12 protein-coding genes are annotated in these 17808 nt (G+C 41.6%); 9 read left to right on the top strand and 3 right to left on the bottom strand.

Annotation, left to right across the window (positions count from 1 at the left end; translation table 11 throughout):
• Positions 1-147 precede the first annotated feature (147 nt).
• Positions 148-327 (top strand): Arm DNA-binding domain-containing protein, encoded by a 180-nt coding sequence (locus EYS08_RS26580; protein ID WP_131028482.1) that lies wholly within the window; start codon positions 148-150, stop codon positions 325-327.
• A gap of 250 nt (positions 328-577) precedes the next feature.
• Here the strand turns inward: EYS08_RS26580 and EYS08_RS03600 are convergent, their stop codons facing one another.
• From EYS08_RS03600 to EYS08_RS26260, 3 genes are all read right to left on the bottom strand, one after another.
• The gene (locus tag EYS08_RS03600; RefSeq protein ID WP_131028481.1) at positions 578-3703 is read right to left on the bottom strand and encodes a PVC-type heme-binding CxxCH protein; all 3126 of its coding nucleotides are present in this window, start codon (positions 3701-3703) and stop codon (positions 578-580) included.
• A gap of 262 nt (positions 3704-3965) precedes the next feature.
• Positions 3966-4892, bottom strand: coding sequence for a hydroxypyruvate isomerase family protein (locus EYS08_RS03595; RefSeq protein ID WP_131028480.1), 927 nt, complete (start codon positions 4890-4892; stop codon positions 3966-3968).
• Positions 4893-5630: 738 nt separating this feature from the next.
• The gene (locus EYS08_RS26260; RefSeq protein ID WP_262711708.1) at positions 5631-5894 is read right to left on the bottom strand and encodes a LytR/AlgR family response regulator transcription factor; all 264 of its coding nucleotides are present in this window, start codon (positions 5892-5894) and stop codon (positions 5631-5633) included.
• 256 nt (positions 5895-6150) lie between these two features.
• Between EYS08_RS26260 and EYS08_RS03585 the strand changes: the two genes are divergently transcribed.
• From EYS08_RS03585 to EYS08_RS03550, 8 genes are all read left to right on the top strand, one after another.
• Complete coding sequence (locus tag EYS08_RS03585; protein WP_131028479.1) at positions 6151-7560, top strand: S41 family peptidase; 1410 nt, start codon at positions 6151-6153, stop codon at positions 7558-7560.
• A 78-nt stretch (positions 7561-7638) separates the two neighbouring features.
• Positions 7639-8250 carry an RNA polymerase sigma-70 factor gene (locus tag EYS08_RS03580; protein ID WP_131028478.1) on the top strand — a complete coding sequence of 204 codons (612 nt, stop codon included), beginning with the start codon at positions 7639-7641 and terminating at the stop codon, positions 8248-8250.
• Between the two features lie 631 nt (positions 8251-8881).
• Positions 8882-9910 (top strand): FecR family protein, encoded by a 1029-nt coding sequence (locus EYS08_RS03575; protein WP_131028477.1) that lies wholly within the window; start codon positions 8882-8884, stop codon positions 9908-9910.
• A gap of 329 nt (positions 9911-10239) precedes the next feature.
• On the top strand, positions 10240-13275 hold the full coding sequence (locus EYS08_RS03570; protein ID WP_165456358.1) for a TonB-dependent receptor: 3036 nt from the start codon (positions 10240-10242) through the stop codon (positions 13273-13275).
• Positions 13276-13701: 426 nt separating this feature from the next.
• The gene (locus tag EYS08_RS03565) at positions 13702-14994 is read left to right on the top strand and encodes an autotransporter outer membrane beta-barrel domain-containing protein (RefSeq protein WP_131028475.1); all 1293 of its coding nucleotides are present in this window, start codon (positions 13702-13704) and stop codon (positions 14992-14994) included.
• A gap of 91 nt (positions 14995-15085) precedes the next feature.
• Complete coding sequence (locus tag EYS08_RS03560; RefSeq protein ID WP_131028474.1) at positions 15086-16195, top strand: hypothetical protein; 1110 nt, start codon at positions 15086-15088, stop codon at positions 16193-16195.
• 433 nt (positions 16196-16628) lie between these two features.
• The gene (locus EYS08_RS03555; RefSeq protein ID WP_131028473.1) at positions 16629-16952 is read left to right on the top strand and encodes a hypothetical protein; all 324 of its coding nucleotides are present in this window, start codon (positions 16629-16631) and stop codon (positions 16950-16952) included.
• A gap of 33 nt (positions 16953-16985) precedes the next feature.
• Positions 16986-17732 carry a hypothetical protein gene (locus EYS08_RS03550; RefSeq protein WP_131028472.1) on the top strand — a complete coding sequence of 249 codons (747 nt, stop codon included), beginning with the start codon at positions 16986-16988 and terminating at the stop codon, positions 17730-17732.
• Positions 17733-17808 lie beyond the last annotated feature (76 nt).

Raw genomic sequence — 17808 nt, 5'->3', positions numbered from 1 at the left:
AACTAAAGCCTGAAATCATAAGATTTCAGGCTTTTTTCATTTCCGGCACCCCACAAAACATGCATAAATTCGCATAATTCTGGTGAGTGATTAAGAAAACCAATTTTAGCTTGCTCTTCTATCCGAAGAAGCCAAAAAACTATCAAAATGGCCCTGTTAACCATTTACATGCGAATTACTGTTGATGGAAAGAGATCCAAAATCACTACAGGAAGATCGTGTGAACCCGAGAAATGGATTGTTGCCACCGATTGGATCAATGGGAAAAGGAAGGATGCAAAGTCCTTGAACGCCTACCTTAACCAACCTACAAATGAAGGTCTATAAAGCGCACCTTTAAGCAAGCTTTGAGGCATCTAGAATATAAATCAATAACCTCTTTTCTTCTAAAATACCTTAAGACAGGTTTGAACTCAGTAGCATACATCTTAATCTATTAAACTTACATTGATGAGGAAATAATCAACAATCGATCGCATGATTTATTATTAGATAAAAATAGTTTGGATATTTTTAAATATCATCGGGAACAATATGCTATCATATATCGCCTCAATATCCAAACTATTTTTGCGTATTAACCTTTCTTTTTCAAAGAAGCAAGGAATGCAAGTAAATCCGCTAATTCCTGCTTTGAAATTGTTTGATGTAAGCCCTCAGGCATCATAGATGTTGGTACTTGTTTAATTTGCTTCACATCAGCAGTCTTAATTTTCTGAACTGCGCCTCCCGGGTATCTCACTTCGATATCTGTTTCTGTCCGGCTTGAAATAATCCCCATCAATGTCGACCCATCTTTCATGACTAACTGCGAGGTCTCATACCCAAAATTAATACCTGCAGAAGGGTTAGCAATCGCATCAAATAGCCCTTCTTTGGGTAGCTTTGCACCTATTTCAGATAAATTAGGTCCAAATTCAAAACCATCTTTACCTGCTTTATGGCATACCGCACAGGAGCTGAGAAAAACGATTTTACCTTTTACTGTATTTCCTTTTAAAGCAAGTATACTACTCAGATCAATGGTCGAACTCTTGGTTTTAACAGCTTTGGTAGTATTGGTATTGGGCAAAAATGCCTTTGCTTTTTCCAATGTACCTTTTCTGGTTGTCCCGCTCAATCCAGCAACAGCTGGTGCAATCAAACTCGGGGATAACTTTTTACCCTCTAGCATTTCCAGAACGCGGTCTTCCCCATTCTTACTTTTACCCAGCATCTGTACCGCTTTTTCGCGCGTGGATAAAGGATATTGGTTTGACAAAATTACCTTTGAGAGAATAGCTGTTGATTCATTATTACCTATCGAACCAAGGACCGCTAAAACGTTGGACGTTTTTTTCCGATCTTTATCTCTAATGACATTGAGAAAGCGGAGATCTTCCTTATTTTTAAGCAGTATCCTTGCCGCATCAGCTCCGATCCCTCCGGTCTGGTATCCTCCTTTACTCTGAATACCATTGGATTTTACCAGATTCATCAATTTATCAGATTCTGTAGTGATATTATACTGTTTTACCATATCAACAAAATCCTGTGTCCCGGTGTATGAATCTAAAACCTTTTTAACCTGTTCCTTAGCTATAGCTGACGTCGATATATCTTGAGGATTCAATGATTTCAACACCATCACATTCAATTTCAAGTCCTTACCGTTATTTTCCTCCAATAATCCGACCAAGGTTTTAGATTTCTCGGCTTCAGGGTAAAAGTCAAAAGCCCTGAGATATCTCAATCGAGATTTTAACGGAACACTTGCATCTTTAGCCAGCGTTACCAGATATGGAAGCGCGGCATCCGTACGTGCCCGCCACACAATATCTCTGCCTCCAGCCGTCAATAACGGATCCGGTACCGCTTTTAGGTAGGCGGTAAAGAATCGGTTCCATTGCCTGTCTGCACCGATACCCAAGGCCTCTAAATACCATTTATCGTTGCCATCATGGCTCGCGGCAAGTGCTGCCCATATTGTTGCGGCCTCTGGTTCTTTTCGGTGGCGCAAGGCAATCGCGCAGTCTCGTCTTACCTGTGCATCAGGATCATTTACTAATGCTCCAGCAAATTTAAGCACATCGATATCTACTTCCCTTGCTGCTCTTAACGCAGTTATTCTCAAATCGGGATCGGGGTTTTTAATTGCCTGGGAAAGGTATTTTGCCGCGGCTGTTGATTTTGAAAGCACCCATAGTGCCCTTGCGCGCATACGTGAATTAGGGGATGTTGACCACAGCTTTTCCAGCTCTTCTATCGCTGAATCCCCCATACCGGTTAAGGCGGTGAATGCATGTCTGCGAACAGCGAGATTTGGATTCTGCAGCGCAATTACAGCCCCTTTCGGGGTCGTATAATCTTGTTCGGGTATCCTATAGGTAGCCACCATATTTTCTGGAACTACTCGATATATGCGGCCACGCTGAAGATCTCCAACCCGGTGTCCACCAACACCAGGGTCATACCAGTCGGCTACAATTAGAGAACCGTCCGGTGCTACACAAACATCTGCCGGACGGAACCATTGATCCCGCTTGCCATCAAGCATCTTTAGGATACTTGCTTTAAATCCGGCACCCGCCTTCTGGACAGGATATGTCCGAACAACATTATGACCCGGTTCGGCGTGAATCATCTCATTTTGAAATTGCCTTGGTAATAACGTCCCTTCATAAAACGCCATTCCGGAAGGTGAGCCTGATCCTGTCTGTAACAGGTTCGGAATAACTCCTGGGTCATTTTGATGCCAGTGGCGCAAAGGAATTGAATCCTCCATGTTAGTGCGCTTAGTCATCCATCCAGCGCCAGTCATTTCATCGGTATACCCATAATTCCCATATTCCATAACATAGTTGATCCGTACTCCTTTATTCCCGTCATCGTCATTATCACTTTGCCATATATTGCCATAACTATCTACAGCCGATTCATATTCGTTTCTGAAATTGTAGCCGAGGCATTCCACATGTGTGCCGTCCGGGTCACAGCGGAACAACATTCCTTGTTTGTATTTTCTTGGTCCTATCTCATCCCCATCCTGATCCAGTACTACCTTATTATTTTTATCTCTGAGCGTCTCACCAGCGTTTCCAAAATTAAAATATAGTTTACCATCCGGGCCAAATGAAAAACTGTGCATTCCATGATCATGTTGTACACCTCCAATCCCCTGAAACAGTATCTCTTTTCGGTCGGCTTTACCGTCATTATTATCGTCATAAAAAGCCCATACATATGGGCTTTGCGATATCAATACCCTATTGCCTAATACACATACACCTAAAGGTGCATTTACCTCTGGCCCCTGATAAAATATTGTACTAGTTTCTAAACGGCCGTCTCCATCCTTATCTTCTAAAATTACTATCCGGTCGCCTGCTTCTCTAGGTTTATTTTGGTTAATCTCAAAGCGATAGTTATAGGCTTCTGTCACCCAAACCCTTCCTTTTTCATCAACGTCAATGTTGGTAGGATTGATTAACATTGGTTCAGTCGCCATCGTTTCAACCCTCAGCCCGGGTGCTACATCGAGCTCTTTCAAGCCATTCTTAGCCAAATGCTTTTGTGCTTCAGTTCGTGGGGTATCAATTTTAGACTGATTATACGACGAGTATTTGCCGGAAATATTGGTAAATGCCCCTAATACGACCAACAATGGTACCGAGGTAATTAATCCATTTATTAATAAAACACGTTTTCTTTTATTGTTATTCATTTTGATTAATTTAAAAATATCGACTCCATACCTGACTTAATATAAAAGCAATCGTATCAGCCAGAAGTCCCTGCCCACCCTATCGGAGACAGCAGGTAAAATATAAAATTTATTCAATACTGAAGTTATCCAGATTCAATTTGTCAAATTTCTTATTACGTACTTGCCAGATTAATGACATCTGCAGTACATTACCATCATCACTTTTCCGCCCAGGGATAATTTCAGTGTAATTAAAGATCATTTAAATCAAGAACGGTGTCTAAATAAAACTATCGGCTTCGCGGTATGCTTCAATTAATGCTAGCTCGCCCTCTTTGCCGCCACCTGCTGTATCATGTTCCATACCGATCACACCTTTATATCCCTTATCATAAATATGCTTGAGTATATTTTTGTAGTTCATCTCCCCTGTACCAGGTTCTTTGCGGCCAGGAACGTCACCAATCTGATAATAGCCTATTTCATCATAGACCCGGTCCAAGGTATCAATGATATTACCTTGGTTGCGCTGTACGTGGTACATATCATACAAAAGCTTGCAGGAAGGATTAGCTACTGCTTTGCAAATAGCATAAGCTTGATCAGGCGTGCGCAGGAAGAGGTCGGGGTTATCGCTAAGTGGCTCTAGCACCATTATTAGGCCATGAGGTTCAATAATAGCTGTTCCTTTTCTAACCGCTTCAATTACGTTGCCCGTTTGAACACCTATAGGCAGATTACGAACAAAATCACCAGGAACAACGGTAAACAGTTTTCCATTGACCCTTTTAGCCACCTCAACCGCCTGCTTACAGCTCGCAATGAATTTATCGAGATATTCGGCTTTTCCCGATGCCAATAGATTGGAATCGTTACCCAGACCAGGTTGTAGGAAAACGCCCATGGTCATACCCAGTTTTGCAAGTGTATCGCCAATCTTCTTCTGTTGGTCAACCGGCCGGCCGGCCATCCAGTTATCTTCAATACTCCGGAAACCCTGATCATAAGCAAACTTGATCTGATCAATAAAATCCTCACCAGCATGGTTTTTAAACATACCGTGATGAATGCCATAATTTAAATGAAAGGTTTTCCCGTTATTAGGCGTGGTAGTCCCGGCAGTTGCGGAATCTGATTTTAAAAGCCCGGTTGTTAATAATGATGCACCTGCCATTACAGAGTTTTGCACAAAGTTTCTGCGTTTCATAGAACTATTTTTATTTTGTTTGGTTAGCTTTTTTTAAATAATTTTGGTCGCAAGTGCCGAGCTCTTGCTATTATATTGCATTTCTCTACACCTTACTGTTCATTAACAATGATCCCGTTAAAACCTTTCCTTGTGAAATCAGTCAGCATATTTGTCCATCAAAATACAACTGCTATCCTATATAGGGCAGATCTCAAATCTCTTCCCCTGGTTTTGCATTGATATTTTCAGTGATGCCAATTTCACATAGATCGCAGAAATTCTGTGCTTGTTAAGGCTAGCATCTATTATTTCTGTGTAAATCTTGGAAGTTTATTACCACAATAAATCAGCTATCGATAATGATAGTTTACATTAAAATCACAGTCTTTCTCGACAAATTTTATCTCAAATCCATTATAGATTAGTGCAAATTAAAGCCAATGCCCAGTTCATAAAAGTTAGAAACGGTAGAAAGAACAATCTCCCCGTTGAATGAATGTTTGTTGTCGTTGAACGAATTTTCGGTTCTTCTGGATAAAAAAGCCCTATAACAAATTAACGTTATTCTACGTGTGTCTGAAACATATCTTCAAATAAAATCAGGTCGCCAAATGTACCCAGTGGCAAGGCAAGCGTCGAAGGATTTTGAAGACAGTTAAAGATCCGTTCTACCACAATGCTCAAAATGGATTTTCACCAAACCTCAGAACTTACAGGAAAGGAGAATAACTAAATCCTCCACACCATATGATAGGTTTAAGAAATCTGTAGTCGTTTAAACAACGCAGCACGGAACCTGTTAGATACCGGGATCATATAGCGATCAATGATTAAGGTCCCGCCTTCGATCGTATTTATTTTATTGATGTTAACAATAAAAGACCGGTGCACGCGAAAGAAGATATCCGGTGAAAGTTTTTGTTCTATAGATGTCAATGTAGAATGAATGGAGTAAATTTTATCTGACAGATAAAATTTGACATGATCTCCTTTTGCTTCCAGATACAGAATATCATTTATATCCAGTCTTTTAAGAATGTTCGAATCACGGACAAAAATGAATTCGTCATTCTTGCTATGCTCAGTTTGACCAACAATGCTACTCAGGAAGCGCCCGACCAGGGGATGTCCATGTAACTACTCCTTTGCTTTAAGCGGCCAAACTCGCATCATTATTCGATTATCGAATTTTCATGAGATTATATAGAGGGAAAACTTAATCATTTGTTAACAGTAGTGTATTACTTTTATAGGTATAAACCTAATTGAAACCATTATGGGAAGGAAATTACACATTGCCAAAAGGAGCTGCCTGAATTGGATGTGCCTTGTTCTCTGCTTGGCAATTACTCAGGTTTCTTGCAAGAAAGATAAAAATAACAAGCCTGATTATCCGATTGGCACTAATGAAAACATAAATACTTGGATATTAGACAGCCTGAAACGCTATTATTACTGGAACGAATCGCTTCCGGCAATGCCTAACTTCAGCATTGCGCCAAAAGATTTTTTGAACGCTGTTCGCAATGGTTCGGACCGGTTCTCCTATATGATATTGCCAAATGACCCCACGTCTTACACGCCAAACGCGAAGGGCAAATATGGATTTGACTATAGCGCCATTAAAGAACTGAATACCGGTGAGGTTATCGGAATTGTAACCTTAGTTTTTAGTGATTCGCCTGCATCCAGGAATGGATTAAAAAGAGGTGATTATATCCGTAAAATCAATGGAAAACAACTGACTGAAACAAACGCGGCCGCATTACAAACCGAATTGCTATCGGCGGATAATGTTACCCTTGGGCTCGCTGAACAAGTTGGAAATTCCTGGTCAGACACTCGTTCAGTTGAAGTAGGCATCGGCGTAATCCTGGATCAGCGAGAAACTAGCCGCATCATAGAAAGTGAGGGTAAAAAAATTGGCTACCTTAGTTTTCATAGCTTTAACCCTGGCCTGGCCAGTTCCCTCAAAAATGTTTTTGCAAATTTTAAAAGTAATGGCATTTCCGATCTGGTACTTGACTTGCGTTATAATTCAGGTGGACAGGTGTCTGAGGCTGCAGGTCTTTGCGCAATGATCGCGCCCGGCATCTCTTTTGCCAGTCAGTTCATTACCTACAAGGGAAATAAGAACGGTGGCGTTAGAAACGAGACTTTGGGAAGTACAGCCACATTTGACCGAACTGTAAATTTCAACAGCCTATTGGAAAGCAATCTCGGACTGAGCCGTGTTTATATCCTCGGTACAGGAGCTACGGCCTCAGCGGCCGAAGTGATGATCAATAATCTTAAGCCTTATATGCAGGTCACCTTGATTGGAGACAAAACCATAGGTAAAGATGAAGCTTCTTTCCTCATCAGCGATATGCGCACCCCAAAACAGGTTCTGTGGGAGATGCACCCTATTATATATAAACTGTTCAATGCTTCTGGTAACGGAAATTACAGTGCCGGGATAATCCCCGATATTCCGGTAAATGAATTTGCTTCCCTGCCACTTCTTCCTTTTGGAGAAGCCAACGACCCCTTGGTTAAAGCGGCAATCACCAGCATTACAGGCAAAGTGAAAAGCTCCGTATCCAGTTTGAAAACAGCAGGCCCAGGCAGTTTAACAGCAGGAATTCTGCTGACAAATACACACATGCTATCAGCTCAGAAGAGCATGGTGATTACCCATCGTTAGACCAAACTAAGAAATCTTGAATACTTAATGGTTAGTTAACATTAGGCTGGTAACTTTCCACTGTTAACCTCATCACCTATGAAACTACATGTAGAAAACCGCACTGATCACCAAATACTTGAGCTGGTACGCTCTGGAGACAGCTCTGCTTATCATGAATTTTATCGCCGAAACCGGAATAAGGTAATGGGATTTGCTTTTCGCTTTTCGAAAGATAAGGAAGAGGCAAAAGACCTGACCCAGGAAATATTTGTCAGTCTTTGGGAAAGAAGAGAAAAAATAGATCCTGCTAAAAAAACCGAAGCCTTATTGTTCGTTATGATTCGCAGCAGGTTTCTAGACTCCTTAAAACGTAAAGCAAGTCAGTCCCGTTATATACAAAGGGAGTTTCAGGTGGAACCTTTTGGTTCCTCAACAGACAACTACATAGATTTCAAGGATTGCGGTGAAATTGCGTCAATAGCTATTCATTCTTTGCCAAAACAAGCAAAGATCATCTATCAGTTAAGCCGGGACAACGGGTGGTCACATAAGGAAATATCCGAGCACATGCACATTTCAAAAAAGACAGTAAATAACCAGATCACAAAATCAATCCGTCATATTCGCAGCTATTTTACACGCCTTTCTCCTGAAACCGCACTAATGGGGGTATTACTATTACAGTCACTCCTTCCCAAATATTTGTAACTCCCCTCTTATCAATTTAAGATTTTCGAATCATTTTATTTGCCCTTATGGATAATTTCCGTTTTCATATATCATCTCATCTTTCTGGGCATGCTGAATCACTAATTAATTTTGTGTTAGAATCATTCACTTGAGTTTAGCAAGCTGTATTTATCTTCATGTATGATGAATGCCTAAATATTTTATAATCAGAATAGATTTTTCAGCAATATCTTATCCTGCAGGTTTTACCGAATTCAACAAGTCTAACAACCTGAAAGGAAAATGTTACTTGCTACTCGATTACTCTTAAGCTTGCTGGTCCATACGAGATAGATCAACTCCGACTGGCGTAAATACACAAAACTAATAAAATTTATTTAACTGAAAATGAGACTATTATAATTTATTTCAAAAAGCGAATAGGTATACAAGCGGTTTCAATCTTAATACATACATATATAAGAGATACATGATGGTACGGAGAAACAATAAATATGAGCTGACCAAAAGCTTCTTAAAATAGAAATATAAGGTCGAAATGAATAAATTCAAAATTTAATTAAAAAATAAAATTTGGGATGGGTATAGTACCGGATTCAGTCGTACTACATATATAAGACATTAATAGAGTAAAATACAATAATGAATAGTGGAAAATAACGAAGAAATAAGAAAACTGTTTAAACTCTACCTGGAAGGCAAAGCAGATCCTCAGCAGGAAGAAACATTGCTTCACTATCTGGATAGTGTAAAAAATGATGACGGGCAGTTTTCTGACCTGATACAGGAAGCCTGGGGGGAAGAACCGTCGACACGGGAAGACTCTTCTAGGGTAGATCAGGAGTTCGAAGAGATAATGGCCAAAGCGGATATCAGAAGGCAGCAGAAAAGCCAGCGTTTCCGGGTGTTACAATATGCCGCCTCCATTGTTCTGGTTTGCTCAGTTGCGCTTGGCTGGTACAGCTACAAGGGAAACCAGGTTGAACCGCTGGAGGTTATCGAGATGTTCAGCCGAACTACCCTGCAGGGGGAAAAACTAAAGATCATCCTTTCGGACAGTACAGTTGTCTACCTGGGAGGCTCCTCTACTCTGAAATGGCCTTCACGTTTTGTTAAAGGCCGTCATCGTAATATCCGCTTGGAAGGGGAAGGGTTTTTTGAAGTAAAACGTGATACATTTAGTCCTTTTGTTGTTCATTCGGGCAGCATCCAGACGCAAGTTCTTGGTACATCCTTTAATATCAGCGCCTACCCTTCTGACAATATATTTAGTGTAGCGGTAAGAACGGGAAAGGTGAGTGTTTCTGAAATTAACAAAGGTGTATTAAAAAGATTGTCTCTGCTGACACCGGGCATGAAGCTGGATTACTACAACAAAGATCAGCGATATATAGTCAGTACGGAAAACACTGAGGACATAAACAGCTGGACAACAAACCGGTTCATCTTCAAAGACGATAATCTGGCGACGATGATGGGCAAACTGGAAAGATACTATAAAGTTCGGTTTAATCTGAAGTCTCCTTCCCTGGCGAATAGCCGCCAGTTCAACGCGACATTTAATCAGAAAAGCATCAGGGAAGTCATGGAACAGATACGGATGATGAGCGGAGGAAATATACATTATAAAATAACAAAGGATTCATTAATTACCATTTGGGGGGAGGGCTGTAAATGATCGATTAATTACTTGAAGGACCTGCGCCAGCAAAAATTAAGGTTGGCAAAAAAAACATATCAAACAAATAATTAACAAAAAAAACCGCCCTGCGTCAACAGGGCGGCCATAAAAAAAATTGTTTTTAACTCGTGAAAATTAAAAAACGCAATGAATCTATGAAAATAGGTTTTTACTTCGAAATACTAAAGTACTTTTTCCTTGAAAGATTTAAGGAGGTGACGGCATTATGTCTATTGCCTCTTGTTTTATTCCACCCCCTATCAGCCTATGCGGAACTAAGTCAGGCAGCTGGAAAAAAAGTCAGCCTGAAGCTAACCTCTGTGACATTGCCGCAAGCGATCACTGAGCTGCAAACCAAAGCTGATTGTGTGATCAACTATGACAAGACTATTTTTAATGCAGGCCAGAAAATTAGCCTGGATTTAAAAGATGCATACTTTCAGGATGCCCTTAAGAAGGTTTTAGCAAACACCCGTGTGGATTTTAGATATGCCGATGCAAATACCATTATTTTATATAAGCTGCCTGATCCGGTAAAACCGGGGAAAATTTCCGGTAAGATCTTAGATGAAAAAGGCGAGAACTTACCTGGTGCTTCGATTAAGGTGATTGAAAATAGAACTGGTACGCAATCAGCTGTCGATGGAAGTTATACATTAAGTGTAAATCCAGGCATATATACAATAGAAGTGAGTTACATGTCTTTCCAGACCCAGCGTATAACCGGTGTGGTCGTGAAAGAGGGTAAAAATACACTGCTGGAAATTTCCCTGAATCCTGATACCAAAGGATTAAAAGAAGTGGTGGTTACGGCAGGATATAAAAAAGCCTCTACCGCCGGCCTCTTGGCGAAGCAGAAAAATGCCTCTGAGATCAGCAACGGTATCAGTGCCGAGCAGATTGCAAGAACACCGGATAAAAATATCGGTGAAAGCTTAAAGCGGATCAGCGGACTAAATACAATCGACAATAAGTTTGTCCTGGTCCGCGGTATCGGAGAAAGGTACAACTCGGCCATGCTGGATGGAACAGTATTACCAAGCACAGAAGCGCAGAGCCGTAACTTCTCCTTTGACCTGATCCCATCCAATATGGTCGATAACGTGGTGGTAAGTAAAACGGTTACCCCGGACATGAATGCCAGCTTTGGGGGCGGTCTGATCCAGATCAACACCAAAGATATTCCCAATGAGAATTTTATGAGCTTTTCTGCTGGGGCTTCTTATAATGACCAGACAACGGGTAAAGACTTCATCAGCCATAAACGCGGTAAATACGATTATTTGGGTTTTGACGATGGAACGAGGGATTATCCCAAAGATTTAGTATCAACAGACGGCCTTACTCCGGAACAAATAACCGAGCAGAGCAAAAGATTTACCAAAGATAATTTTACGGTTTATAAAAATAAGGCCGCTCCTTCGCAGAACTATCAGTTTTCCATTGGCAGACTAATATCAATCGACACGACCAATGATAACAAGCTGGGTTTTACTGGCTCTTTAAGCTATCGGAATACGCAAAGTAATAACATAATTAATGAGCAGACCAGGGGGGATTGGTACCAGAGGTCTACAAATACGGGGAATGCCTATGGTTTTAATACGACCTTGGGCGGGCTGCTTAATGTAGGTTTGCAACTGGGCAAGAACCGTTTTAGTTTCCGCAATACCTACACTCATCTTTATGACAACACCCTTTACCGTATTACCGGCTATTCCACTGCCAATGAAGATACTACTTTGCCGCCAACTCGTATTCAAGAAACAGATGATCCTACCTATACAGACCTGTTGCAAAACAAGCTCAGCGGACAGCACCAGTTGGGAAAAGTAAAAATCGAATGGGACGCAGCCAGGACGTCGGTGAGCAGACAGGAGAAAGACTTGATTATTGCCGAGAGCATTCCTGAGCGAATTGGGGCCGAATACTTGTACTACTATGTCCCTGCCAATAATAGCGAGCCAAGAATAAACCCGCTCTCGCGCCACCATTACCAAAACAAGGAACAGCACTATTCATGGGATCTGGCCGCAACATTACCTTTTACAATTGGGGAGATCCGCAGCAGTGTCAAAGTTGGTTATTTTGGCAATCAGAAAAAGGCGAATTTTGACTGGGCGATTGCTGCCTTAACTAGATCAACATCACTACCTGATAGTATGAGGTATATTCCAATTGCGGAAATAGTCAAACCGGAAAATATGGGGCCTGAGCGTTTCCAATATTCCATACCGGGCAATTATAGGGATAGCTTCGACGGGAAAAGCCAGACCCATGCAGGGTTCATCATGTTCGACAACAGGTTGATGGAAAAATTGCGCCTGGTATGGGGAGTCCGGGGCGAATATTATAAGTATACACCGGGCAAAAACGGAAATAATAACCGCATTGATGTATTTAGCATAAAACCTGATCCCCGCTGGCAATGGTTGCCTTCAGCCAATTTAACCTATAGCCCGCTTTCATCACTCAATATCAGGGCGGCCTTTTCCAGTAGCGTAGTCCGCCCGGAACTCATGGATAACAGCCAGTTTTGGAGATTTAGTCCAATTTTGGGTGGCCAGTTTGGTAATCAGGGCTTATACAGTACCCGGATCAACAGTTTGGATTTTAAAACAGAATGGTTTCCCGGTTTAGGGGAGATACTATCAGTAGGTGGTTTCTATAAGAAATTTGATAAGCCGACCGAAACCGTACTTTCTCCGCAGGGCAATACAACTGCCTATTACTTAAAAAGCGCAGACTGGGCTAAGGTGTATGGATTGGAATTTGAACTCCGCAAGAACTTTGGCTTTCTCTCGGATAATGCAATTTTCAGCAACATGACTGCCTATGGAAACCTGACGCTGCAAAAATCAGAGGTTCGCAGTACCTATCTGATTTCGAATCCAGATCCTGCTGGCCCACCTTTAGATGTCACCAGCAAACAGAGCCGCCCTATGTATGGACAAACACCTTACCTGGTCAATGCGGGGCTCCAATACACTGGTAATCACTTCGGTTTTAATGTGATGTATAATAAATCAGGTTTTAAGACTTATCTGGTAGGAGAAGCAGCGGACCTTGTAGAGTACGAAAGGCCACGGGAGCAGGTCGATGCCCAGATCAGTTACCGGTTCCTGAAAAACAAGTTCGAGATCAGGATTAACGCAGGTAACCTGCTAAATGCGGCATCCACATTTTACCGCAATACCGCAAGTTATGAACCCAACCCGGATTTCATCCCTGGAACTTCTGATGTCAGCGATGCGCAGCGTTTGAAACCGGGTTTCACCAATAAATATGAGGAAGGGGACCGGATTATGTTCAGCCAGAAATTCGGACGCACATATAGCACAACCCTGACCTGGAATTTTTAAACGAATACATAATGAATGTAGCAATAGAAGTTAAACAATTTTTAAAAGAAAGGAGAAACGAAAGTGAATCCTGCTATGCCTTTAAGGTGAAAAACGAAGGGCCATATCATAGCCCCTCGTTTAAAACCGATATAGCTTCGCGGCAATCGGCACAGTCAGGACACCCCTGAAAGTATATCATTAGAAATCCCTGTTATAAGCCAAGGGTTTATATATGGCCATCTTTGCGGATTTATTTACAAATCCTGCGAAGATAACAAATACATCCCGGATTATGATGATTCCCTATTACATTTTCCATGAAAAACAACAATAAAACGGATTGGACAAAATGCATAGAATTATTAGGTCGGAACTGTAAGAATTTATAATTAAAACAAGAAACCAGCAGGAATAAAAATAAATCCTGCCAAAAACTAAAAAATTATGCTTAACAAAGTAAACATAAAAACAACTGCATTAGCGCTATGTGCGTTCGCGGCTGTCTCATTCAGTTCATGTAAAAAGGATCAAAATGCTGGTCCTGATAGCTTTGATAACCGCAGCACCTCAGCGGACTATGGTGCGTCTATCACGTCAAGGCCTGTTGTTACCGTTAGCGGTGATATCACAACTGCCGTTAACTGGAGCGCGGCGAACATCTATGAAATCAGCGGTGTGGTAACAGTTAGAAGTGGCGGGTCGCTTACTATCCCTGCAGGGACTTATATCAAATCAACCGTGAACCCTACTGGTACTAATCCTCCTGCAAATGGCGTTCTTGTGATTGCCAAAGACGGAGAAATCCATGCTAATGGAACAGCAAGCAACCCGATTGTATTTACCAGTCGCTATGAACTCGATGGCATTGCTGGTCAAGCCCCGGCCCCAGGTGATTTTGGAGGTGTCATTATTTTGGGTGATGCGCCGATTAACGAAACTGGCGGTACAGATCAGATAGAAGGTCTGCCAGCTCTTCCACAGTTCTCATACGGTGGAGCAGACGCTGCCGATAACCGCGGAAACTTTAACTTTGTTCGTATTGAATATGCAGGGTTTAAATTAGACACGGACATTGAAGTAAATGGTCTTACTTTGGGTGGTGTTGGAACCGGAACTTCAGTTAGCAACGTTGAAGTTGCCTGGGGACTGGATGATGGCTTTGAATTCTTTGGTGGAACGGTAAACGCTTCTGGCTTACTTGCTTTCTCAGTGGATGATGACGGTTTAGATTTTGACCAGGGCTATACCGGAACTATCTCTAATAGTTATGTAATTCTGAATACTGCCTCTACCCATAGCGGAAGTGGTGGAGTAAGTGATTCTAACGGATCGGAAATTGATAATAATGCTACTAATTTCGCGGCTACACCACGCACAAACCCAACCTTCAATAATGTAAGGATCATAGGCAGCAGGGCGACATCTACCGCATTTGAAAACGGAATCCATGTTCGCAGGGGAGCTGCCCTGACCCTAACCGGTTCAAGAGTTACTGGTTTTAATATAGGGCTGAGAGTAGAGGCTAACGCCGGTACTGAAGTTGCGACAGCTACTAACAGCTTTATTCACGGATTTACCAGCACTACTACAGGAAACTTTGTAAATGTATCTGGAAATACATTAAATGTGGCTGCTACTGCTTCGAATTATGGTATGACGCAGCCGTTCTTTAATACACCTGGTTTCAATCCGAATTTTGCCCCTGCCTGGGTAAGATATGTTTATCCGGTGATTTAATAAATTCATTTTACATTAATTATTAACACCATGATACAGACCGATTGGCCTGTATCATGGTTTTTCAAAAGACAAGAATATCGAACTTTACATGAAATTAAACACTTTTACTTTTCTATATATTGCCTGCTTAGCATTGTTCATGACCGCGTGCAAAAAACAGGAACCATTAATAGCGGACGCCACTAAAGTGGTCAAATTGCAGATCAACGGAAGCACCGCTACAGAGATTGAATTTCTATACAATGGTAAGATAATCCTTACCCAACCAGCAAATAACGCCGGTTTTGTCCAAACTGTCCAGCTGCCAATAACTGGACAGGATGATGAGATACAGATAAGAGAAAAAGGGTCTGCAAATGTTATTGCTACCCGAAAAGTTAAGCCATCGCCGTATAATCAAACGCTAATTTATGAAGGTGGAAAAATATACGATCGACTTGTAAATCTACGGATAAAAGGTTATGCAACCTCCGGAGAATTGGAATTTGTAATGGACGGGAAGATACTGGGAGAAGGAAGCATGGCCATTGACCAATCTTATCAAATCTATCTTAATGAGGGGGATAAAAAGGAACTGCAGGTAAGGCTGAAAGGCGAAACCAACGTTTTAGCCAAGCGAAATATCGACGCGACTACGGATGAGCAGCGTTTGAGTTTTTTCTTTGACGGTACATCAATATTTGACCAGATTCCCACATTGACACCTCCTAAAAACCCGAACAACATGTCTGTGACTGCAACATTCAGCAGTTTATATACCGCAGCAGGGTCAGTCCCAATGTTCACCGGGCAAGCAGAGGTGGATATCGTGTTTTTTATGACAGACGGTAGCGACGTTGTTAGGCCAGATCCTGAGATACGAATCACAGTCCCTACTGACGGCAAGTTTGTTACCTTCGAACTTCCGCCGCTGCCCAATGGTCTGTACTATACATACGACATCTATAAAAAGGGAAGCACGGAACTTCCTTACAAAGACTTTGACCTAACGGGCGGTAACGTGGCGTTGAATGAGGGTAGGCTTGGGCAAATGAGTTTCGGTAGCTTTATGGATCCATATTATTTTAAAGCCGGCAGCTCAAAATTAATTTTATTGCAAGACGAAGCTCAGGGCTTTAATAGCTTTCCCCCTAATTATAGCGATTACTTTAATGTGGTATGGGGAAGAAGCCAGGACCTTTCCGAATATTTTCAGTAAATTCTGACAATGTATAAACGTATTGGGCTGGCAACATTTCATGCGGAATCCATACGAAAGGACGAGAACGCGACTATTATAAAACCCTGTCTTGGTGACCCGGCGAGCGCCGATTACTTGCCGGATTTTCTTTTGATAGGGAGATGGTGGAACTTATAACATTGCCCGCATGATCATTGGAACAATAACCAGCAGCATATGAAGATTCCTAACGATGAAGAAACAGCACGGCTGATCAGTTCTGTCTACAAAGAATGGCAAATGTGGAAGCCAGTCATCTGCCAGATCTTTCTAAAAAAAGTGGACTGGATTATTCTGCTGAATAAGTAATTCCCTCATTTCAGGCCACGATGAACGTGGAGTTATGCAGTCGATATTGATAAAATGACAATAGTAAACAATTCAAATAGTACGATTATGACCAGAAAGGCCTATGCAGGGTATTAATAAAGGCAGACATGAACAGCTGAAAAATGCACTGGCTCAATTGATGAATCTGCTAGATAAAGACATGGAAAGCGAGCAATGCATCCAGCTAGCCGGAGATTATAGAAAAGAACTGGAGCATATGTACAGCGACTATATAAACGCACTGGCTGGTCTGGAGCAATTGGTAACAGAATACGAGATCTTGTATAGTCAGGTTAAAACTCAATTCCTGGCGAAAAAGTTAAAAGAGCTGAAAAGGGAAATACGGACAAAACACCCCATTTATGCCCTGCTAGCTGAAAACATCCAACTTACCTATGGTACTTAAAACAGTATTAATATAAATTTAAAACAAGAAACTATGGCATTAATTAGAGCAGGATCAATTGACGACTTCGCAGTAGAGGCAAGAGCATCCTTAAAGCTTGAGGAAGATATCTCCTGGACTAAAATGAACAAAATTTCAGAAATCCGGGAAATGACAAGAGCTGTGGAACCTACAGCATTTGAGTTCGCAACTTCAACCGAAGAGCGAGGGCTTGGGATCAAAAGCCTGCTACTGGAAAAAGACTTTGATGGTATTTTGGGAGGACTTTTTGACAGCAACAACGAAATTTATTTTGTGGCCTGGGCATGGGATCTCAGCGGGGAGCCGGTTTACCAGTATCCTGGTAAAGATGTAAATACAGAGGACGTAATCATTCCAATGAAAAGCGGTGTCCTGCGTGAATTTATCGGAGAGGGCATAAACCTATTTCCTAAGCGCCTGGTAAAAGGAGGCTTGGGTGTGCGCATACAGATCTGGGAATCTGATAAAAAGTCACGGGATTTCGGGGAGGTATTAACTCAGGTTGCAGATTCAATCAAAAAGTCAGAAATAAATGACCTGTTATCTTTAATCGCTCTGACGGGTGCGCCTGCTGCGACAATCAGTACAATTGCTAAAGCATCCCTGGAACTTGCCGGTATCATCGGCGCTATTCTTACAGCAAACAGTAATGATTACGTGGATTTCTTTGAGGGGTATTATTCGGCGGATAAGCAGTGGAATACAGGCCTTGATAACTATAATGGCTTTGCCTCTGCGATCTCACTGGAGAAGTTCTGAAACAACAGTAAGCAAAACAATAGGTTTTCGGAAGAATTTTCAACTGTTTTTTATTTCTTTTTGACAAGGCAGCGGA

The organism is Pedobacter kyonggii (genome assembly GCF_004310665.1).
In the GTDB taxonomy this organism is placed as follows: Bacteria; Bacteroidota; Bacteroidia; order Sphingobacteriales; family Sphingobacteriaceae; genus Pedobacter; species Pedobacter kyonggii.
The sequence above is the reverse complement of the archived record's forward strand: the minus strand, read 5'-3'. Positions and strand labels throughout refer to the sequence as shown.

Excerpts from the sequence above, each read along its gene's own strand:
- EYS08_RS26580 (WP_131028482.1), top strand. The coding sequence starts at position 148 with ATGGCCCTGTTAACCATTTACATGCGAATTACTGTTGATGGAAAGAGA.
- EYS08_RS03600 (WP_131028481.1), bottom strand. The coding sequence starts at position 3,703 with ATGAATAACAATAAAAGAAAACGTGTTTTATTAATAAATGGATTAATT.
- EYS08_RS03595 (WP_131028480.1), bottom strand. The coding sequence starts at position 4,892 with ATGAAACGCAGAAACTTTGTGCAAAACTCTGTAATGGCAGGTGCATCA.
- EYS08_RS03585 (WP_131028479.1), top strand. The coding sequence starts at position 6,151 with ATGGGAAGGAAATTACACATTGCCAAAAGGAGCTGCCTGAATTGGATG.
- EYS08_RS03580 (WP_131028478.1), top strand. The coding sequence starts at position 7,639 with ATGAAACTACATGTAGAAAACCGCACTGATCACCAAATACTTGAGCTG.
- EYS08_RS03565 (WP_131028475.1), top strand. The coding sequence starts at position 13,702 with ATGCTTAACAAAGTAAACATAAAAACAACTGCATTAGCGCTATGTGCG.
- EYS08_RS03560 (WP_131028474.1), top strand. The coding sequence starts at position 15,086 with ATGAAATTAAACACTTTTACTTTTCTATATATTGCCTGCTTAGCATTG.
- EYS08_RS03555 (WP_131028473.1), top strand. The coding sequence starts at position 16,629 with ATGCAGGGTATTAATAAAGGCAGACATGAACAGCTGAAAAATGCACTG.
- EYS08_RS03550 (WP_131028472.1), top strand. The coding sequence starts at position 16,986 with ATGGCATTAATTAGAGCAGGATCAATTGACGACTTCGCAGTAGAGGCA.